Raw genomic sequence first — 19,074 nt, 5'->3', positions numbered from 1 at the left:
GGCAAGCCCGCATGTCATTGCTGGATTTTTTCGAGGCAGTAGCCGAGGCCGCGAACCGTGGCAATGCGCACCGGCCCCTTCTCGATCTTCTTGCGGAGGCGGTGGATGTAGACCTCGATCGCGTTCAGGCTAACTTCCTCGCCCCATTCGCACAGGCGCTCCACCAGCTGGTCCTTGCTGACCAGGCGGCCGGCGCGCTGCAGCAGCACCTCGAGCAGGCCGAGTTCGCGCGCCGAGAGCTCGACCATCTTGCCGTCGATGGTCGCCACGCGGCCGGCCTGGTCGTACACCAGCGGACCGTGCCGGATGGTGTTGCTGGTGGCACCCATGCCGCGCCGCGTGAGCGCCCGCACGCGCGCTTCGAGCTCTTGCAGGCTGAAGGGCTTGGCCATGTAGTCGTCGGCGCCGTGGTCCAGGCCCTTGACGCGTTCTTCCACGCTGTCGGCCGCGGTGAGCACCAGCACGGGCAACTGCGAACCACGCGCACGCAGGCGCTTGAGGATCTCGATGCCGTGCAGGTTGGGCAGCCCGAGGTCGAGGATCAGCAGGTCGAACTCGCTGTGCGTCATGAGCGCGGTGTCGGCCTGCGAACCGTTCGCCACGTGGTCGACCGCCGCGCCCGAGGTGCGCAGGCTGCGCAGCAGGGCATCGGCCAGCACCTGGTCGTCTTCGGCAATCAGAATCCGCATGAGCCACCTCCGGCCGGTTCGGGCGCCGCGCCGGCGCCGTTCACATTTGTCTCTCTCCCAGCCGAGTCTAGCCCGCTGTGTACGCTTCCAGACCGATGGTTACCACCGTGGCGACGTCGTTGCCGACGCTGGCGCGGAATTCGCGCTCGGCCTGCGTGACTGCGCCGCGAAAGGCGTCAAGCCATGCCAATCCGTCGGCGGTGAAAAGCACGCGCCGCGCCCGCGCATCGAGCGGGTCGGGCCCGCGCGTGACCAGGCCCCAGGCTTCGCACTGGTCCACCAGCGCGCCCATCGCCTGCTTGGTCATGCCGGCGCGCTCGGCCAGCTCGGTCAGGCGCGAACCTTCGCGCGCCAGGTGCCGCGTGATGTGGATGTGCGCGGCGCTCACCTGGGCGCGGGCGGCCAGGTTCGACAGCGCCAGCGGCACTTCGACGTCATGCGCCATGAGTTCGAGCACGCGCTCATCGAAACGGCGCATCGCATGGCCCAGCAGGCGGCCCAGGTGGGTTTGCCGCCAAGCATCGGGATCGGTCGGAAAAGCATTGTCAGCCATTCGCCAAATGGTAAAGCAAACTGACTAAAAAATGAGTTTACCGAAACCAATGAGCCCCTACACTACTGTTCAAGCATCCAGCCTGTAATTAAAAGCAGATGGATGGCAGTCACACACAAACCGTTGATTTTCAAGGAGATTTCCACATGGACGCAGTCGTCAAGGGCGCAAGCATCTCGGTCGCCAACAGTGAAAAGGCCAAGGCCCTGCAAGCCGCGCTGGCGCAAATCGAAAAGCAGTTCGGCAAGGGCACGATCATGCGGCTCGGCGAAGGCGAGGCGCTTGAAGACATCCAGGTGGTCTCCACCGGTTCGCTCGGCCTGGACATCGCGCTGGGCGTCGGCGGCCTGCCGCGCGGCCGCGTCATCGAAATCTACGGTCCTGAATCGTCGGGCAAGACCACGCTCACGCTGCAGGTCATTGCCGCCATGCAAAAGCAGGCCGGCACCTGCGCCTTCGTCGACGCCGAGCATGCGCTCGACGTGCAATACGCCCAGAAGCTCGGCGTGAACCTGTCCGACCTGCTGATCAGCCAGCCCGACACCGGCGAGCAGGCGCTCGAAATCGTCGATTCGCTGGTGCGCTCGGGCGCCGTCGACCTGATCGTGGTCGACTCGGTCGCCGCGCTCACCCCCAAGGCCGAAATCGAAGGCGAAATGGGCGACTCGCTGCCCGGCCTGCAGGCCCGCCTGATGAGCCAGGCGCTGCGCAAGCTCACCGCCACCATCAAGAAGACCAATTGCATGGTCATCTTCATCAACCAGATCCGCATGAAGATCGGCGTGATGTTCGGCTCGCCCGAAACCACCACCGGCGGCAATGCGCTGAAGTTCTACGCCTCGGTGCGCCTGGACATCCGCCGCATCGGCACCATCAAGAAGGGCGACGAGGCCATCGGCAACGAAACCAAGGTGAAGGTGGTGAAGAACAAGGTGTCGCCTCCGTTCAAGACGGCCGAGTTCGACATCCTGTTCGGCGAAGGCATCAGCCGCGAAGGCGAAATCATCGACATGGGCGTGAATGCCAAGATCCTCGACAAATCGGGCGCCTGGTACGCCTACAACGGCGAAAAGATCGGCCAGGGCCGCGACAACGCACGCGAATTCCTGCGCGAGAACCCCGAGCTGTCGCGCGAAATCGAGAACAAGGTGCGCGAATCGCTGGGCATTCCGCTGCTGGCGGCCGATGCCGACACCCCGGGCGCCGAAAAGGCCGAGAAGCCTGCGAAGGCAGCCAAGGCCGACAAGGGCGAGTAAGCAAGGTACGGCGCGGCCTCTCGCGGGCCGCGCAAGCGACCACCAGGCATGGCATTCGGTGCCCCCTCACTCAAAGGCCGGGCGTTGCGGCTCCTGAGCCAGCGCGAGCATTCGCGCGCGGAGCTGGAGCGCAAGCTGGCCAGGCATGAAGAAGAGCCCGGCACGCTGGCTCGCGCGCTCGACGAACTGGCCGCTAAGGACTTCATCAGCGAGCCGCGGGTGGTGGCCTCGGTGCTGAACCAGCGCGCCGCCCGCTCGGGCGCATTGCGTGTGCGCCAGGAGCTGCAGGCCAAGGGCATCGCGCCCGAAGCCATCGCAGAAGCCGTGGCCAGCCTGCAAGACACCGAAGTAGAGCGCGCCACCGCCTTGTGGCGCCGCCGTTTCGACGCACCGCCCGCGGATGTGAAGGAGCGCGCCAAGCAAACGCGCTTTCTGATGGCGCGCGGCTTTTCTGGCGCGGTGGTGGCCAAGGTGCTCCGGAGCGATTTCGACAGCGGCGGCGAATGAAGCAAGGGCCGCTGGCCGCATCGCCGTGCGGGCGATGCTGAAGATGCCGCCAGTGGCATGATCGGCGCGGGCCGGTCCCGCACGAGGACCGCCTTCATATAAAACTTCGGAGGAGGAACTCTCATGTCTTCAGGACCTGCAGGCCAGCCGTCGCTCATGCGCACAGGTGCCAAGGCCGGCGCCGCTTTCATCGGATCGGTGGTCAAGGGCGGCTTGCTCTCGCTCATCCTCGGTGGCGGCGCCTTCTTCTATTACCTGAGCCAACTCCAGGGGCCAGGCAATGCGGGGGCGCGTGCGGGCGGCGCCGGTGCCGCGCTCGCGCTGCTCACTTCGCCGCCCCTGCTGGTCGCGGTGCTGCTGTTTCTCTTCGTGGTCGTCTACGTGATGCTGGGTGTGCAGCAGGGCCGGGCCAAGGCCATGCAGCACCTGGTGGCCGCGCGGGGCGAGGCCGTGTCTGAGCGGCTGGGCGGCGCCATCGCAGGCCGCATCGAAGCCATGCCGCGCACGCACGGCACGCTGCAGCGTGCGGCCGACTGGCTGTCCGTCGACGCGCTGAGCAAGCAGCTTGCGCCGTTGCTGGGTGAGGGCAAGGCGGTACGCGCGGTGGTCGGCTTTGTGCTCAGCCGTTTACCGCTCGGCGACATGCTTGCCGAATGGCAGCAAGGCCGTGCGGAGCACGGCCTGCCGGCGGCAGCAGAAGAGGGCGCGGCGCAAGACCCCGCGCTGCGCGCATTGCTCACGCGCCGCATCAACGAAACGCTGCAGGAGATGGCGGAGCCCTCAAGCAAGCCGCTTTACATTGCGCTGGGCGCGCACGCGGTGCTGCTGGGCGTCGGCCTCTGGCTCGTCAGGTGAACTGAGTGGGAACGATGGCTGGCGCTCAGAGCGCCAGCATCAGCTTCAGGTTCTGCACCGCGGCGCCGCTGGCGCCCTTGCCCAGGTTGTCCAGCCGCGCAATCACCACCGCATGGCGGTGGTCTTCGTTCGGGAACACGCGAATCTCGAGCTCGTTGGTGTCGTTGAGCGCCAGCGCGTCGAGCTTGCCGTTGTCGGTAGGCGGCAGCACCTTCACGAACTGCTCGGGTGTGTTGCTCCTGGCGTAGTGCGCGGCAATGGCGTCGTGCAGGTCGCCGGCCTTCGGCTTGCCGGGCAGCAGGTCGAGGTGCAGCGGCAGCTGCACGAGCATGCCCTGCTTGAAATTGCCCACCGAAGGAATGAAGACGGGCCGGCGGGTGAGGCCGGTGTACTTCATGATTTCAGGAATGTGCTTGTGCTTGAGGCCGAGCGCGTAGGTTTCGAAGAGCGGCGCCTTGCCGCCCTCGTATTCTTCGATCATGGCCCGTCCGCCGCCCGAATAGCCGCTGACCGAGGGCAGCGAAACCGGGAAGTCGGCCGGCAGCAGGCCCGCATCGACCAGCGGGCGCACGATGGCGATGGCGCCCGTGGCATAGCAGCCCGGGTTGCCGACGCGGTCGGCCGCGGCCACGGCCTGCCAGTGGCCTTCCACCAGTTCAGGGAAGCCGAACACCCAGCCCGGCGCCACGCGGTGCGCGGTGGAGGCGTCGATGATCTTGGGCTTCTTGCCTGGCAGCTGGTCGATCAGCGCGACCGACTCGCGGGCCGCGTCGTCGTGCAGGCACAGCACCACCAGGTCGACGCCGGCCATCAGCTCGCGCTTGGCGTTCACGTCTTTTCGCAGCTCGGGCGCAATGCTCACGAGCTCGATCTGCGGCATCGTCTGGAGCCGCTCGCGAATTTGCAAGCCGGTGGTACCGGCTTCGCCGTCGATGAAAACCTTGGCCATATCGGAGTATCCGTGGGGTCGCTAGAAGAAAGTACGTATTGACCGCAAGGTCACGTCGAGTATTGGTGCGCCGCACCATGATACAGTCCGCGGTTGTTCGCCGCCCCCAACCGTCAGGTTGCCGTCGCCCGCGAACAACAGAGCCAAAGACGCCTCAGACCCCAGATCTCCCGTTCTCAACTTCCTCCTTCCGAGAGACAACCCTCATGAAGATTCACGAGTACCAAGGCAAGGAAATTCTTGCCAAGTTCGGCGTGCCGGTGCCGCGCGGCATTCCGGCCTATACGGTTCAGGAGGCGGTCGAGGCCGCCCAGAAACTTGGAGGCCCGGTCTGGGTCGTCAAGGCCCAGATTCACGCGGGTGGCCGCGGCAAGGGCGGCGGCGTCAAGGTCGCCAAGTCCATCGAGGACGTCAAGAAGCTCGCCGGCGAAATCCTCGGCATGCAGCTCAAGACCCACCAGACCGGCCCCGAAGGCCAGAAGGTGCGCCGCCTCTACATCGAAGATGGCGCCGACATCAACAAGGAATACTACGTCTCGGCCGTGACCGACCGCGCCACGCAAAAGATTGCGTTCATCGCATCGAGCGAAGGCGGCATGGACATCGAGGAAGTGGCCCACTCCACGCCCGAGAAGATCATCACGGTCTACGCCGACCCCAAGGAAGGCCTGACCGACGCGCAAGCCAAGGAAATTGCCGACGGCATCGGCATGCCGGCCGACTCAACCGCGCAAACGGTCGACATCCTGAAGAAGCTCTACACCTGCTACATGGAGACGGACGCCTCGCTGGTCGAGATCAACCCGCTCAACCGTGACAGCAAGGGCAACGTCATGGCGCTGGATGCCAAGTTCAACTTCGACAGCAACGCGCTGTTCCGCCACCCTGAAATCGTGGCCCTGCGCGACCTCGACGAAGAAGACGCAGCCGAAGTCGAAGCCTCCAAGTTCGACCTGGCCTACATCTCGCTGGACGGCAACATCGGCTGCCTGGTGAACGGTGCCGGCCTGGCCATGGCCACCATGGACACCATCAAGCTGTTCGGCGGCGAGCCGGCCAACTTCCTGGACGTGGGCGGCGGCGCCACCCCCGAGAAGGTCACCGAAGCCTTCAAGATCATGCTGAAGAACAAGAATGTCGAGGCCATCCTCGTCAACATCTTCGGCGGCATCATGAAGTGCGACACCATCGCCACCGGCGTGATCGCAGCCTGCAAGGCCGTGAACCTGCAAGTGCCGCTGGTCGTGCGCATGAAGGGCACCAACGAAGTCGAAGGCAAGAAGCTGCTGGCCGAATCGGGCCTGCCGATCATCAGCGCCGACACCATGGCGGAAGCGGCCCAGAAGGTCGTGGCAGCAGTCAAGAAGGCCTAAGGAACAAGTCATGTCGATCTACATCAACAAAGACACCAAAGTCATCACGCAAGGCATTACCGGCAAGACCGGTCAGTTCCACACTGAAAAGTGCCAGGAATACGCGAACGGCAAGAACGCCTTCGTGGCGGGCGTGAACCCCAAGAAGGCCGGCGAGTCGATCTTCAACATCCCGATCTTCGGTTCGGTGAAGGAAGCTGCTTCGCAAACCGGCGCCACCGTGTCGGTGATCTACGTGCCGCCGGCAGGCGCGGCCGCCGCCATCTGGGAAGCCGTCGAGGCCGACCTGGACCTGGCGATCTGCATCACCGAAGGCATTCCGGTTCGCGACATGCTCGAAGTGCGCAACAAGATGAAGGCCAAGGAAGCGGCCGGCGGCAAGAAGACCTTGCTGCTGGGCCCGAACTGCCCCGGCCTGATCACGCCCGACGAAATCAAGATCGGCATCATGCCCGGCCACATTCACCGCAAGGGCCGCATCGGCGTGGTCTCGCGCTCGGGCACGCTCACGTATGAAGCCGTGGCGCAGCTCACCGAGATCGGCCTCGGCCAATCGTCGGCAGTGGGCATCGGCGGCGACCCGATCAACGGCCTGAAGCACATCGACGTGATGAAGGCTTTCAACGACGATCCGGACACCGACGCGGTCATCATGATCGGCGAAATCGGCGGCCCCGACGAGGCTGATGCGGCTCGCTGGTGCAAGGAACACATGAAGAAGCCGGTGGTCGGCTTCATCGCCGGTGTTACCGCTCCTCCCGGCAAGCGCATGGGCCACGCCGGCGCGCTGATCTCGGGCGGCGCCGACACGGCCGATGCCAAGCTCGCCATCATGGAAGAGTGCGGCTTCACCGTCACGCGCAACTTCTCGGAGCTGGCAAAGCTGCTCAAGGCACAGCTCTAAACCGCAGCAGACCTTCTCTCTGCGCACCACGCAAAAAGAAAAAAGCGCCCGCAAACCCTGCGGGCGCTTTTTTCACTACAACACAGTGGAAAAGAGACATGGAACTCCTTCAAAGCACCGATTTCTGGATCGGCCTGGTCAAGATTGTCTGGATCAACATCATTCTTTCGGGTGACAACGCCGTGGTGATTGCCATGGCTGCCCGTTCCCTGCCGCCCGCGCAGCAGCAAAAAGCCGTGCTGTTCGGCTCGGGCGCGGCCGTGGTGCTGCGCATCGTGCTGACCATCGTCGCGGCCAGGCTGCTGGCGCTGCCGTACCTGCAGATCGTCGGCGGCCTGCTGCTGCTGTGGATCGGCCTGCAGCTCCTGGGCGAAGAAGAAGAGGATGACGGCGAGGCCAAGGAATACGGCAGCATGCTCGCTGCCGTGCGCACCATCCTGCTGGCCGACCTGGTCATGAGCCTGGACAACGTCATTGCCGTGGCGGCGGCCGCCCAAGGCAGCATGGTGCTGCTGGTGCTCGGCCTCGCAATCAGCATTCCGCTGGTGATTTTTGGCAGTACGCTCATGATCAAGCTCATGGAACGTTTTCCGATCATCGTCATGCTGGGTGCCGCCCTGATCGGCTGGGTCGGCGGGGAGACGATTGCAAGCGACGTCTCGCTGCATGGCGTGCTCGCGGCCAACCCCTGGCTGCACTATGCGGCCGCGGCTGCCGGTGCGTTCTTTGTCGTGGCCGCCGGCCGCTTGCTGCAGCAGCGCGCACGCGCTGCGGCCGGGCACTGAATGCCGCGCGCCCACGCTTGTACACAATGGTGAGCGTCGGCGCGTCCCTCTTTTCCAATCGGCCCCCGCTGTCCTGGGAGTTCGCCGCGCTGACCGACGTGGGGCGGGCGCGCGCCCACAATGAGGACGACCTCCATGTCGATCCGGCGCTGGGCCTTGCCGTGCTGGCCGACGGCATGGGTGGCTACAAGGGCGGCGAAGTGGCCAGTGCCATGGCCGTGTCGCTGGTGCATGCCAGCTTTGCCCGGTGGTTCGCGCAAGCCGGGCCCCAGGCGCCCGCGCGGGTGATCCGGCGTGCCTTGCAGGCCGCCACCGACGAGGCGAATTCGGCCATTCTGGAAGCCGGCATTGCCAACGAGGAGCTGCAGGGCATGGGAACGACCCTGGTGCTGGCGGCTTTCCGGCCCCAGCGCGTGCTGGTCGGCCACATCGGCGATTCGCGCTGCTACAGGCTTCGCAACAACAAGCTCGAGCAGCTCACGCGCGACCATTCGCTGCGCCAGCAGCAGCTCGACGCGGGCGCAATCACCGCCGAGGAGGCGCTGCACTCGCCGCACCGCAACCTCGTGACCCGGGCCGTGGGTGTAGAGGCGCAGGTCGTGCTCGAAATGCATGAGCACACCGCAAGGCCCGACGACCTGTATATGCTGTGCTCCGACGGACTCAGCGAGATGATTTCCGATGCGCAGCTTTTCACGCTTTTGAACCACGATGTCGGACTTCAGCAGAAAGCATCACTTTTGGTTGCAATTGCAAACGACAATGGCGGACGGGATAACATTTCCGTTGTCCTGGCAAAAGCGCGCGTCGGCGATGCGCCTGCTGCCGCCTAGCCCCAGGCCCGAGCGACCGCCCGTTGTTCCGCCTGCCACCAACCAATTTCTGTAAATCGGGGAGTCGGCAATGCCGAAAATGATCATTTCGATCGATGGCGTTGTCATCGAACAAGTGGCGCTCGCCAAGGACCGCACCACGCTGGGACGGCGCGCCTACAACGACATCGTCATCGACAACCTGGCGGTGAGCGGCGAGCATGCCGTGCTGCACATGCGCGGCGGTGAAGTCGAAATTGAAGACCTCAACAGCACCAACGGCACCTACGTCAATGCGCTCGTCGTCCAGAAGCAGGTGCTCAAGGACAACGACGTCATCGAACTCGGCGGCTGCCGCATTCACTTTCGCGCCCGCAACAACCTGGAGCCCGGCGCGGGCGCGGTGCACAACGTGTCGGACGATTTTTCATCCCCCATTCCGCTCTCGTCCGCACCGACCGAGGCCGGTGCGCTGGTCGAACTGGGCGTTCCGGTGCTGCGTGAACTCTCGGACACCGGCGGCGGCCAGGACCTGCCGCTGCAGAAGGTCGTCACCACCATCGGCAAGCCCGGCGTGGCCGTGGCAGTTGTCACGCGCCGGCGCCAAGGCTATGTGGCGGCCAGCGTCATGGGCGAGGTCAGGCTCAACGGCAATCCCCTCGGTACCGACGCCGTCGGCTTGCAGGAACGCGACGTGCTGGAACTTGGCGGCGCCACGCGCATGCAGTTCGTGCGGGTCTGAGCTCAGGGCCCGCGTAGCGCCGACGCCATGAATGCGCTCCGGCGGCATTGGCCACGCATCGTCATTACCCTGCTGCCGGTTTTGCTGGCCTTGGCGCATGCCACCGGCGCCTGGCGCCTGAGCGTGCTCGACCACCTCGACCACCTGATCTACGACACCCGCCTGCGCGCCACCATGCCGGGCACGCTCGACCCCCGCATCGTGATCGTGGACGTCGACGACCCCAGCCTGGCGCGGCAAGGGCAATGGCCCTGGGCGCGCGACAAGCTGGCCCGGCTGACCAGGGAACTCACGGGGCGCCAGCAAGTGGCGGTGCTGGGCTTCGACGTGATGTTCGTCGAGCCGGACCGAAGCTCCGGCCTCGACAAGCTGCGGCAGATTGCGCGCGGCCCGCTTCGCGACATGCCGGGGCTTGCCGGTGAAATCGAACGCGTGGCGCCATCGCTCGACAACGACGCCATCTTTGCCAGGGCACTGGACGGCCAGCGCGTGGCCCTGGGCTATTACTTCACGCGAACTGAGAAGCCCGGCGCCAAGGGGCAGCTGCCGGCAACGCCGCTGTTGCTGCCCGAAGCCTTTCCGGCGGGCCATGGTTACGCCACCGAGTGGAACGGCTTCGGCGCCAACCTTCCGGTGCTGGCGGCCGCCGCGCCCGCATCGGGTTTTCTCAACACGCTGGTTACCTCGAGCGACGAGGGCATCATTCGCACCGTGCCGCTCATTGCCCGCTATGAGGGCGACAGCGGCCGGCCGGGGTATTACGAATCGCTGGGCCTGGCCGTCTACCGGCTCGCCAATGGCATGCCCCCCGTGTTGCCCGCCTTTGCATCGGGCGGCGCCGCGCCCCGGCTGCAATCGCTCATCGTGGGCGGCTTGCGCGTGCCGGTCGACGCAACAGCCAGCATGCAGGTGCCGTTTCGCGGTCCGGGCGGGGCGAGTGGCGGCTCGTTCCGCTACGTGCCGGCCAGCGACGTGCTCGAGGGCCGCCTCGCGCCGGGCGAGCTGAAAGGCCGCATCGTGCTTGTGGGTGCCACAGCGCCGGGCCTGCAAGACCTGCGCGCCACGCCCGTGGGCGCGGCGTTTCCCGGTGTCGAGGTGCATGCCAACGTGGTGTCGGCCATGCTCGACCGCCGCCTGCTCGCAGTGCCCGACTACGCGCCCGGCTACGAGGTGCTGAACGTGCTGGCCGCGGGCCTCGTGCTGGCGCTGGGCCTCACGCTGCTGCCGGCGCCGCGGGCCGTCGTGCTGGGCATCGTCACAGTTGCCGTGCTGGTCGGCGTGAACGCCTGGCTCTACCAGAACCACAGCCTCGTGCTTCCACTGGCGTCGGCGCTGGCCATGGCGGCGCTGGCCTTCATCTTCAACATGGGATGGGGCTACTTCATCGAGGCCCGCGCGCGCCGCGGGCTGGCGCGGCTTTTCGGCACCTACGTGCCGCCCGAACTCGTCGACGAAATGCTCGTGACACCCGGCCGCTACAGCATGCGCGCCGAGAGCAAGAACATGACAGTCATGTTCTGCGACATGCGCGAGTTCACCCGCCTGTCGGAACAGATGACGCCGGCCGAGCTGCAGGCTTTTCTCAACACCCTGTTCAACCGGCTCACCGGCGTGATCAGCGCGCACCGCGGCACCGTCGACAAATACATGGGCGACTGCGTCATGGCCTTCTGGGGTGCGCCCATCGACACCCCCGACCACGCCACCCTTGCCGTGCGCGCCGCGCTCGAAATGGCCGAAGCCGTGCGCGACATCAACAAGCTTCACGTTGCCGACGGGCGCCCCCAGATCAGCGTGGGCATTGGCATCAACAGCGGCGTAATGAGCGTCGGCGACATGGGTTCGGCGGCGCGGCGCAGCTACACCGTCGTGGGCGATGCGGTCAACCTCGCGTCCCGGCTCGAGGGCCTCAGCGCGCACTACGGCGCGGAGATCGTCGCCAGCGGCGCCACCCGCGAACTCGCGCCCGGCTTTCTTTGGCAGGAGCTCGACAGCGTGCTCGTCAAAGGCAAGGCCCAGGCCATTACCGTGTTCACTCCTCTCGCACCCGACGCCGCGCCCCAAACCGCCGCTGCGCAGCAGCAGGCCGAGCAACTGCACCGCTGGGCCGGCGTTCTGGACGCCTATCGCCGACAGGACTGGGCCGCCGGCCGAAACTTGCTGGACCCGCTGCTCGCAGCGGATGCCAAAAAAGTCCTTTACCAGCTCTACGCCCAGCGATTAGCCTCCATGGCATTGCGGCCTTACGACCCTGAATGGGACGGCGCAACCCGGTTCGAAACCAAATGACGACAGGCACAAGCAGGGGGTCTTTCACAATGCAGGTTCGCGTGCTGGGTTGCTCGGGCGCCATCGCCAAGGACTGCCGGACCACATCGTTCCTGGTCGACACCGACCTGCTCGTCGATGCCGGCACCGGCGTGGGCGACCTCACGCTCGACGAAATGGCCGGCATCGACGACGTAGTGCTTACTCACTGCCACCTCGACCACATAGCGGCGCTCCCCCTCATGCTCGACGCCGTCGGCGCGCGCCGGACCCGCCCCGTGCGCGTACACGCTTTGCGATCAACCATCGAGGCCCTGCGCGCCCATGTGTTCAACAACGTCATCTGGCCTGACTTCGAGACCATTCCAAGCCCGCAGGCGCCGTTCGTGAGCTTTCACGACATAACAGTCGGCCAAGTCCTGCAGCTTGGCAGCGCGAGCCCCAAGCGCATCGAGGTTCTCCCTGCCGTTCACACCGTGCCCGCCTGCGGCTTTGCCGTGTGCCGCGCCGAGGGCGGCGCCAACTGGGTTTTTACCGGCGACACCGAACGCAACGCCCCCTTCTGGGACCGCGTCAACGCGCTCGACGTGGCCATGCTCGTCATCGAAACCGCCTTCAGCAATCGCGAGCAGGCCTTGGCCGAACGCAGCCTGCACCTGTCGCCCCGCGTGCTGGCCGACGAGCTGGCGCTTATCGATCCGGGCAAGCACTACCCGATCTACATCACCCATACCAAGCCGGCTGAAACTGAAGAAATCATGAGCCAGATCCAGCTGCTGGCCGGGCATCAGGTGGCGGGGTTGGCGCAGCGGGATATCCGGTGGTTGAAGGCGAATGGGGTGCTGACTTTTTGAGCCGCCGGAAGGGCTGGCATGACAAATTTGTCACGCTTTGGAGCCTTTACAAACGGTTTGTGTCACTCGATGTAACTTGTGTACGCATGAAGTGACGGGTTTCGTCGGCCAAACGCTCGAAACGGGATGGCACGGATGCTGCGGTAGGTACTGCGCTCCGGGCTTGGTTCCCGGGCTCAAACCAACCAACCTGGAGTTTTTCAAATGAACCGTCGTTCTATCGCACGCAACGTGCAAAAGGGTTTCACCCTTATCGAACTGATGATCGTTGTGGCGATCATTGGTATCTTGGCTGCTGTGGCTCTGCCGGCATACCAGGACTACACGATCCGCGCACGCGTGACCGAAGGCCTGTCGCTGGCCAGCGGCCTGAAGACCAACATCGCCGAAGCATTCAACAGCCAAGGCCCGCGCTCGATGCAGTGCGGCACGACGACCAACACTGACTGCGATGCCATCAACTCTACGCCTCCTGGCGCGACCAAGAACGTCGCAAGCGTGCAATCCGACGCCACCGGCATCATCACCATCACCTACGCTGCCTCGGTCGATAACGGTGGCACCATCGTTCTGACTCCCGCAACTGCTGCTACGGCTACTGCTGCAGCACCGACCGCTCTGGCGCTGAATGCAGCTGCCAGTGGTGGACAGCCTTACACCTATGTGTGCCGCGCCGGCACAATGCAAGCCAAGTACGTTCCTGCTGCTTGCAAGCCGTAATCTCGGCCGCTCAAACAGAAGCCGCCTTCGGGCGGCTTTTTTGCGCCTACGTGACCCGTACTGCCCCAGGTTGACTCCTCTCCCTCAAGAAAAGGCAAGTCAATGGAATCAGGCATCAGCGCTCCAGGGACTACACGCTGACTTTTAAGCTGTCGGTAGTCGGATCAGGTAGAAAAGGCGAACTCACGTACCGGCAGGTGCAAGGGCGCTACGGCACCCAGGGTCTCTCGATGGTGCTGGTGTGGCTGCGCCAGAATAGCCGCCAGAACTGTGGGCGGCGTCATGGCCACCCATGCCAGTGGCGCCCAAAAGTCCTCCCTTGCCTCCATACCGCTGACCTCGAACAACGATCAAGGCCCTCGAAATCCAGCTTCGCGACGTCAGCGAGAAAGCCCAACTATTCGAGGTGGTGATCGATCTCCTGAAGAAGGGCGACGGGTTGCGCACCGTAAAAATGCCTTCGGGTCAGTCCTCGCGCAAAGGCTCCTACCTGGATCGAGCGTGGCGAGGGCTTGCCGCCATCGGGACGTCAGCCGCCGAGTCTGCCACCAGCAGTTGCGGCATCAGCGGCAGCGCTATACGCGCGCCGAGACTATGCTCAAGCTCGTTCGAGAGGTGCGCCTGCGCCAGCCTCGCCTGGGAGCACGCAAGCTGCACCAGGTGCTCGGGCAACTCGGCAACAGGCTATCGAGAGCCTCGGATGCGAGTGTGCTGTAGTAGCGGCCACCGCCAGCTACATTCGAACTGCCGAAACCTGCAAGTGCAGGCCACGTGCCACCTAACGCCCGCTAATGAGCGGGATCGTCAGTTCACAGTTGATTCCTACGGCTCGCATGCAGATGGAGGTCTTCGTCAGCCTGCGACCCAAAGCTCATAAAAAAGCGCTGCACAGAAGGTATCCTGCAGCGCTTTTTCAGAAGTGCGAAGAATACGTGGCGCGCGTCCCACCTATCCAATCAATCAATCCGCCGTAGGCACTTCCCGCCAGTTCACCAGCCGCAGCCCGCTACCGGGCGGAGGGTTGAACCCGATCTTGTCCAGGTTGCCGCGCACATCTCCCGAGATCAGGCGCACCTTGCCATCCACGCCCACAAACTTGAGGTCGGTAATCGCGGTGGTCGACTGCACGAACGCAGCGCCGCTGGCCAGGGCCGTGCGGCCGCTGTTGTAGTCGATGGCGTAGATCCGGCTCTGGCCCGACGGGCTGCAGGCATCGCCGCTGGTCAGCAGCGACGAGAACGCCACGATGCCGTTGAAGGCGACCGGGCTCGCCACCATGCGCAGGCCAATGCTGCCTTCCGTGCCCAGGTCGAGGTACCAGCCGCGCGAATCGGCGGGAACGACGGTGCCGCTCACGAGATTGGTGACAGCGGTGAGTTCGCTGCGCGTCACCGGCATGGTGCTGTCGGCCGGCTTGAAGGCGGTATCGGTTCCGTCGATCACGGCATAGAAGCTCTGCGTTGCGGCGGAGTTGATGTCGCTCGCATCGAGCAACTGGCCGGTACCGACCATCACGTAGCGCTTGCGCGTGGTGGGGTGAATCTGCACCAGGGGACGCGAGGTGATGGGCTGGGCCACCGGGGTGGTTGCTCCATCGGTGAAGAGAGCGATCTTGGCCGGTGCCGGGTAGGCCGTGGTGGTGCCCGCGGGCGCGGTCACGTCGAAGCGCCACAGTTGTCCGTTGAGATCGCCGACGTAAATTGCGTCAGCCGTGCCGTCGGTCAGGTCGGTGATGAAGGCGGTGGCATGGGTCAAGCCGTTGGCCGTCGCACCGGTGCTTACCTTCTGCAACAGCGCGCCGGTTTCCGGATGCACGAAGTAGAGGTAGCCGTTGCGATTGGTGTTGTCGTTGTGATAGCCAGAGGTCAGCACCACCACCCAGCCGTAGCGCTTGGTCTTGAGAACCAACGGTGCGCCGTAGCTGAAGCCCATGTCCGTATCGGTGAACTCCCACAGCACTTTGCTTGCGAGGATGGTTTCGTCGGTGATGGTGCCGGGGTCGGTCACGTCGAGGGCGTAGAAGCCCTTGCCGCCCTTGCCCAGGCCGCCGACCAGCAGCGAGCGCCAGTCGGAGCCGGTGGCCGCGAAGGTGCCGCCAGCGCGGTCGAAGTCGACGTCGACCACCTCGGGCGTTGCATCGACGTAGTACTTGTGCAGGTAGTTCGGGTTGCCCAGTTGGGCCAGGCCGTCTGCGGCGGGCGTGGCCGGGGTGCTCGGGCCGTTGAAAAGGGCGCTCGGCACGTAGGCGAACTGTTCGCGGCCGGCATTGGTGCCGCTGAGTTCGCCGCGGAATGCATGCAGCATGCCGTCGTTCGCGGCGGCGTAGACCATGGTCGGGCGCGTAGCCTTGGCCGTCTTGAAGGCAGCGTAGCCGCGGTTCACCGCGTCGGAGTAGGTCGACGCGGGCGGGCCAACCGGCTTCACCTTCGAGTTGACGATGTCTCCCAGCAGCTTGCTGCGAAGCCGGTAGGGCTTGGTTCCGTCGCTTGCCGTCTTCTCCTGGCTGCGGTCGCCGCGCAGGTAGTTCAGGTAGTTGGCGCTGTCGTCGCCGGTTACGTAAGGTGTGTCGAGCGCAGTGGCCTGGCTGCCGGTTCCGGTGGTGAGATTGCCGATTCGGAAGGCCACGCCCGTCGTGCCATTCCATGTGGCAATGCGCCGGTCGGTGTTCCAGCCGGTGCCCCCGAACTGCGTCGCGAGCGTGGTGGTGCTGTTCCATGCCGCCGTGAGCGAAGGCGTACCGTCGGTCGCAAAGCTGATGCTGCTTGCGCTCACCACTCCGGTCCAGTCCTGCGCGTCGTACTGCGAGGCATATGAAGCCGAACCGGTGGCCGAGACCTCCAGGGCCGAGAGCGAGAACGAGGTGGTGTACGCCTGAATGGCGTTCACGATCCGCTCGAAGGCTTGCGTCAGGCCCCTCACCAGCGTGTCGGGCTGGCCCGCCGCAAAGTAGTTGTCGGGCCGCGGCTGTGTCAGGTTGGCGGCACGCGCGTCGGTCAGCGTCTCGCCACTGGTCGACCACCAGTCCAGCGGAATGGTGCCGGCGAAGGTGTAGGGGTCGAAGTCGGCGGGCAGCTTCTTGGTGTCCAGCCCGCCGAATTTGGCAGCGAGATAGAACTGGTTGTTGAACTGGAAGGGCTGCTCCAGCACGTCCACCCAGTAGGTGCTGACCGTCTGCTTGCCGATGGTGTTGGCTCGCCCTGCCACATCAGGACGGATGTCCTTGGTGTTGGAGTCGAACGCAAGGCCGGCAATGTAGGCGGAATTGTTCCGGCCGCTGTAGTCATTGGAGTTGCCCAGGTTGCCCAGGCCCTGCAACGCGCCGACGCGGTTGGTGGCCGTGACTGCATTGACCGTGTTGTCGTCCGCCACCTCGGTCTGCATGGTGGGCTCGCGGGTACGGTAGGTGGTGTTGCCGGCCACGTTCTTGTCGACGTGGGTGTAGATGTCGCCAATGCCCAGCACGAAGTTGCGCTGGCACGAGTACTGGATCGGGTCGCCCCAGTTGGTGATCACGGGGAAGCCGTCGACCCAGCTGGTCTTCGTTGCCGCGTCCGCACCGCCCATCGAACTCCAGGCCGCGACGTTGTCGAGGTTCTTGTAGTACCGGATGACCGCGTAGTACAGCTCACTGACCGGGTCGTAGTTCTTGTAGTCGCCCGGAAGGATCTGGCCGAACTTGTTCAGGTAGTTCATCACGCCGCTGTCCGCGATGCTCACGCCGGTGGCGGTCGCGGTCGCGGTCGCGTCGGCAGCATCGGGATTGCGGATGAAGGTGCCGTCGGTCTCGCTCCACTCCTTGTTCGCGTTGGCCGCGGGCGCTTGGCCGGGAGTCGGCGCGGTGGGCCCGACAAATTTCTGCCGGGCGCGCAGCACGCCGCCATCGCGCTGGTCGCTGCTGTCGTTCAGGTAGCCGAAAGCGCTGAAGCGCATTTTGTCGGCGTATTTCTGGATCAGGCCTTCAGGCTTGTAGTTGGAGCCATAGGCCTTGCAATTGGCTTCGAGTCCGCCGGCCGCAGCCGAGGGGTCGCACACCTTCACGCGCATCGTGAAGTCGCCATCGGCTGGCCCCGCCTCGGTAAACGGCTTGAAGGTGGTCGATGACGGAATGCGCCACTGGAACTGCATCACCGCACCGCCGCCCTTTTCGTAGTACTCGATCTGCACGCGGAACTGCTGGCCAGCGGTGAGGGCAATGGTGGCCGAGTCGTCGGTGGCCGGGCCGTGATCGGTCCAGTTGTCGATGCGGAGGTCGCTGTTCTCGAATTTGCCGTTGCCGGTCTTGACCCAGACTCGCACGCCATCGTCGCTGATGGTGCGGAAGGTGTAGTTGCCTGTTTCGGGCGCTGTGTAGGTTCCGCTGAAGCGCGCCGAGAAGTTGTCGGCGTTGATGCCGGCCACCGGATTCCCGTTCCCCCAGTCGTGGTCGGCCGTGTCGTTGGTGACGGTAGAGGCCACCGGGTTCTTGAGAGTGATGTTGTTGAAGTACTCGGCCGACATCGTGCGGCTGCTGCCGCCGCCTGTGGCGGTCATGCGCATCTTGAAGCCGCGATTGGTAATGCTCACGCCCAATGCGGTGGCATTGTTGAAGGGCGTCGCACCGGCAATCGCGGATGCCGTGAGGTTACGATCCGGAAAGAGGCTGCGGTTGCCGTGCCAGGCTTTCTCGAGAATCGTGGTGGTGGCCGTGTCGACCACACGCCGGCCGCCGGTCATGGCCCAGCGGAACGGATCGATGGTGGCGGTGGACGCCCAGTTCAGGAAGTTGCCGCTCCACTTGTCGTCGTTGGCGCCCGTGCAGGTGCGGTTGGTTGCGGCGCCGGCGGGGTAGAAGTAGCTGGAATCACCTTTGTCTGTGGTGCTTACGCCATTGGCCGTTTCGTCGACCTGGTACAGGTAGCACTTGGCCGGATCGAAGTAGCCCAGGTAGTTGGTGCCGCTGGAGTAATTGCCGACGTGGGCCGTGCGCGATGCCGTGGGCCATTCCACCGAAAGCGCCAGTGCCAGGTTGCCAGGAACCTCCGATGTGGAGAACACAGGCTGGTTGGCAAGCGGAATCGCGGAAGCGACCATCGCGCTGCCGAGCGCCAGGCCGAGGCCGGTGGCGATGGTCGCGCGGCATACCGCGCGAACGGACGAACGAATTCTTTTTTTCATGATTCGCCTGTGCCCTATTCGGGCTTGGTGAAGGAGGCTTGCAGAAACACCTGCGTGTCGCGCGGACCGTCGACGCGAACCGACACGCGGTAGATGGGCGGGCTGGGAACGGACGGGCCGGGCGTGGCCAGTTGGCTCTGGTCGCCACCCGGCGTCTCGGTTTTCGACGGCGTGTACACGCAGCCGCTTTTGCCGATGCTCGCGAAGGTGCCGGTGGCATTGCACATGCGGTCGATCACGTACCGCACGGTGACGCCGCCGTTGCCCGTGATGGGGGTGCCTGTTGGTGTGAAGGCATTGCCCACCACATCGGGCCCGGTCAGATTGGTTTTCTGCAGCAGCACCTGCGGAATGCCCTTGGCATTGGTGGCAAGCTGGATCGCGCTGTAGTTTGCTGCGGGCAAATTGGTGGAGGTCGCTCCCGACGCAGCGAGCGCGCCACTGGTCTGGAAGTCCCGCATGGCCTTTGCGATGGCGAGTTCGCCCTGGTTGACCAAGTCGCGCTTGAAGGCGAGATTGCCTGCCCCGAACAGCGTGGTGTCCATCGATCGCATGACGGCCACGCCGCCTGCGAGCAGCACCACCAGGATGATCAGGCAGAACAGCAGAACCACGCCGCGCTCGCGGGCGGGCGCGTGCATATTGAAAAGTGT

Annotated in this window: 16 protein-coding genes and 1 pseudogene; 12 read left to right on the top strand and 5 right to left on the bottom strand. The window is 64.8% G+C overall.

Annotation, left to right across the window (positions count from 1 at the left end):
• Nucleotides 1-14 precede the first annotated feature (14 nt).
• Both V9K97_RS04675 and V9K97_RS04670 read right to left on the bottom strand, forming a co-directional pair.
• A complete protein-coding gene (locus V9K97_RS04675) occupies nt 15-689 on the bottom strand; it encodes a response regulator (RefSeq protein WP_157616436.1) in 675 nt (224 codons plus the stop codon).
• A gap of 67 nt (nt 690-756) precedes the next feature.
• Nucleotides 757-1,242 carry a MarR family winged helix-turn-helix transcriptional regulator gene (locus V9K97_RS04670; RefSeq protein WP_258503016.1) on the bottom strand — a complete coding sequence of 162 codons (486 nt, stop codon included), beginning with the start codon at nt 1,240-1,242 and terminating at the stop codon, nt 757-759.
• A 146-nt stretch (nt 1,243-1,388) separates the two neighbouring features.
• Between V9K97_RS04670 and recA the strand changes: the two genes are divergently transcribed.
• The 3 genes from recA (at nt 1,389) to V9K97_RS04655 (ending at nt 3,860) form a co-directional block, all read left to right on the top strand.
• Nucleotides 1,389-2,498: a recombinase RecA gene (gene recA / locus V9K97_RS04665; RefSeq protein WP_337316601.1), complete on the top strand. Its 1,110-nt coding sequence runs from the start codon at nt 1,389-1,391 to the stop codon at nt 2,496-2,498.
• 48 nt (nt 2,499-2,546) lie between these two features.
• Nucleotides 2,547-3,005 (top strand): recombination regulator RecX, encoded by a 459-nt coding sequence (recX, locus tag V9K97_RS04660; RefSeq protein ID WP_337316599.1) that lies wholly within the window; start codon nt 2,547-2,549, stop codon nt 3,003-3,005.
• Between the two features lie 123 nt (nt 3,006-3,128).
• Nucleotides 3,129-3,860, top strand: a complete 732-nt coding sequence (locus V9K97_RS04655) for a hypothetical protein (protein ID WP_337316597.1) — start codon at nt 3,129-3,131, stop codon at nt 3,858-3,860.
• A 25-nt stretch (nt 3,861-3,885) separates the two neighbouring features.
• Here the strand turns inward: V9K97_RS04655 and argC are convergent, their stop codons facing one another.
• Nucleotides 3,886-4,809, bottom strand: coding sequence for an N-acetyl-gamma-glutamyl-phosphate reductase (gene argC / locus V9K97_RS04650; RefSeq protein WP_337316595.1), 924 nt, complete (start codon nt 4,807-4,809; stop codon nt 3,886-3,888).
• A 206-nt stretch (nt 4,810-5,015) separates the two neighbouring features.
• On the opposite strand from argC, the gene sucC reads away from it, so the two are divergent.
• The 9 genes and pseudogenes from sucC to V9K97_RS04605 all read left to right on the top strand — a co-directional run.
• Nucleotides 5,016-6,182, top strand: coding sequence for an ADP-forming succinate--CoA ligase subunit beta (gene sucC / locus V9K97_RS04645; RefSeq protein ID WP_258503010.1), 1,167 nt, complete (start codon nt 5,016-5,018; stop codon nt 6,180-6,182).
• A 10-nt stretch (nt 6,183-6,192) separates the two neighbouring features.
• Nucleotides 6,193-7,086, top strand: coding sequence for a succinate--CoA ligase subunit alpha (gene sucD, locus V9K97_RS04640; RefSeq protein ID WP_007828710.1), 894 nt, complete (start codon nt 6,193-6,195; stop codon nt 7,084-7,086).
• 98 nt (nt 7,087-7,184) lie between these two features.
• Nucleotides 7,185-7,871, top strand: coding sequence for a TerC family protein (locus V9K97_RS04635; protein WP_337309778.1), 687 nt, complete (start codon nt 7,185-7,187; stop codon nt 7,869-7,871).
• Between the two features lie 26 nt (nt 7,872-7,897).
• Nucleotides 7,898-8,704, top strand: a complete 807-nt coding sequence (locus tag V9K97_RS04630) for a Stp1/IreP family PP2C-type Ser/Thr phosphatase (RefSeq protein WP_337316593.1) — start codon at nt 7,898-7,900, stop codon at nt 8,702-8,704.
• 70 nt (nt 8,705-8,774) lie between these two features.
• Nucleotides 8,775-9,425, top strand: a complete 651-nt coding sequence (locus V9K97_RS04625) for an FHA domain-containing protein (RefSeq protein ID WP_337316592.1) — start codon at nt 8,775-8,777, stop codon at nt 9,423-9,425.
• A 27-nt stretch (nt 9,426-9,452) separates the two neighbouring features.
• Nucleotides 9,453-11,714 carry a CHASE2 domain-containing protein gene (locus tag V9K97_RS04620; protein WP_337316590.1) on the top strand — a complete coding sequence of 754 codons (2,262 nt, stop codon included), beginning with the start codon at nt 9,453-9,455 and terminating at the stop codon, nt 11,712-11,714.
• Between the two features lie 29 nt (nt 11,715-11,743).
• On the top strand, nt 11,744-12,547 hold the full coding sequence (locus V9K97_RS04615) for a 3',5'-cyclic-nucleotide phosphodiesterase (protein WP_337316588.1): 804 nt from the start codon (nt 11,744-11,746) through the stop codon (nt 12,545-12,547).
• 204 nt (nt 12,548-12,751) lie between these two features.
• Nucleotides 12,752-13,267, top strand: a complete 516-nt coding sequence (locus V9K97_RS04610; protein WP_337316586.1) for a pilin — start codon at nt 12,752-12,754, stop codon at nt 13,265-13,267.
• A 107-nt stretch (nt 13,268-13,374) separates the two neighbouring features.
• Nucleotides 13,375-13,534: pseudogene (locus V9K97_RS04605) on the top strand (IS3 family transposase); the annotation flags it as partial.
• A 693-nt stretch (nt 13,535-14,227) separates the two neighbouring features.
• Here the strand turns inward: V9K97_RS04605 and V9K97_RS04600 are convergent.
• Both V9K97_RS04600 and V9K97_RS04595 read right to left on the bottom strand, forming a co-directional pair.
• The gene (locus tag V9K97_RS04600; protein ID WP_337316584.1) at nt 14,228-18,421 is read right to left on the bottom strand and encodes a PilC/PilY family type IV pilus protein; all 4,194 of its coding nucleotides are present in this window, start codon (nt 18,419-18,421) and stop codon (nt 14,228-14,230) included.
• Nucleotides 18,422-18,435: 14 nt separating this feature from the next.
• Nucleotides 18,436-19,062, bottom strand: a complete 627-nt coding sequence (locus V9K97_RS04595; RefSeq protein ID WP_337316583.1) for a pilus assembly PilX family protein — start codon at nt 19,060-19,062, stop codon at nt 18,436-18,438.
• Nucleotides 19,063-19,074 lie beyond the last annotated feature (12 nt).

This window comes from Variovorax sp. CCNWLW186, assembly GCF_037203865.1.
GTDB lineage: Bacteria > Pseudomonadota > Gammaproteobacteria > Burkholderiales > Burkholderiaceae_C > Variovorax.
Note: the sequence above shows the minus strand (reverse complement) of the source record. Positions and strands in the feature narration are given on the sequence as shown.

Coding starts and splice junctions, on each gene's coding strand:
- V9K97_RS04635 (WP_337309778.1), top strand. CDS start 7,185: ATGGAACTCCTTCAAAGCACCGATTTCTGGATCGGCCTGGTCAAGATT.
- V9K97_RS04620 (WP_337316590.1), top strand. CDS start 9,453: ATGAATGCGCTCCGGCGGCATTGGCCACGCATCGTCATTACCCTGCTG.
- recX (WP_337316599.1), top strand. CDS start 2,547: ATGGCATTCGGTGCCCCCTCACTCAAAGGCCGGGCGTTGCGGCTCCTG.
- sucD (WP_007828710.1), top strand. CDS start 6,193: ATGTCGATCTACATCAACAAAGACACCAAAGTCATCACGCAAGGCATT.
- argC (WP_337316595.1), bottom strand. CDS start 4,809: ATGGCCAAGGTTTTCATCGACGGCGAAGCCGGTACCACCGGCTTGCAA.
- V9K97_RS04655 (WP_337316597.1), top strand. CDS start 3,129: ATGTCTTCAGGACCTGCAGGCCAGCCGTCGCTCATGCGCACAGGTGCC.
- V9K97_RS04600 (WP_337316584.1), bottom strand. CDS start 18,421: ATGAAAAAAAGAATTCGTTCGTCCGTTCGCGCGGTATGCCGCGCGACC.
- V9K97_RS04630 (WP_337316593.1), top strand. CDS start 7,898: ATGGTGAGCGTCGGCGCGTCCCTCTTTTCCAATCGGCCCCCGCTGTCC.
- V9K97_RS04625 (WP_337316592.1), top strand. CDS start 8,775: ATGCCGAAAATGATCATTTCGATCGATGGCGTTGTCATCGAACAAGTG.
- recA (WP_337316601.1), top strand. CDS start 1,389: ATGGACGCAGTCGTCAAGGGCGCAAGCATCTCGGTCGCCAACAGTGAA.
- sucC (WP_258503010.1), top strand. CDS start 5,016: ATGAAGATTCACGAGTACCAAGGCAAGGAAATTCTTGCCAAGTTCGGC.
- V9K97_RS04675 (WP_157616436.1), bottom strand. CDS start 689: ATGCGGATTCTGATTGCCGAAGACGACCAGGTGCTGGCCGATGCCCTG.
- V9K97_RS04615 (WP_337316588.1), top strand. CDS start 11,744: ATGCAGGTTCGCGTGCTGGGTTGCTCGGGCGCCATCGCCAAGGACTGC.
- V9K97_RS04595 (WP_337316583.1), bottom strand. CDS start 19,062: ATGCACGCGCCCGCCCGCGAGCGCGGCGTGGTTCTGCTGTTCTGCCTG.
- V9K97_RS04670 (WP_258503016.1), bottom strand. CDS start 1,242: ATGGCTGACAATGCTTTTCCGACCGATCCCGATGCTTGGCGGCAAACC.
- V9K97_RS04610 (WP_337316586.1), top strand. CDS start 12,752: ATGAACCGTCGTTCTATCGCACGCAACGTGCAAAAGGGTTTCACCCTT.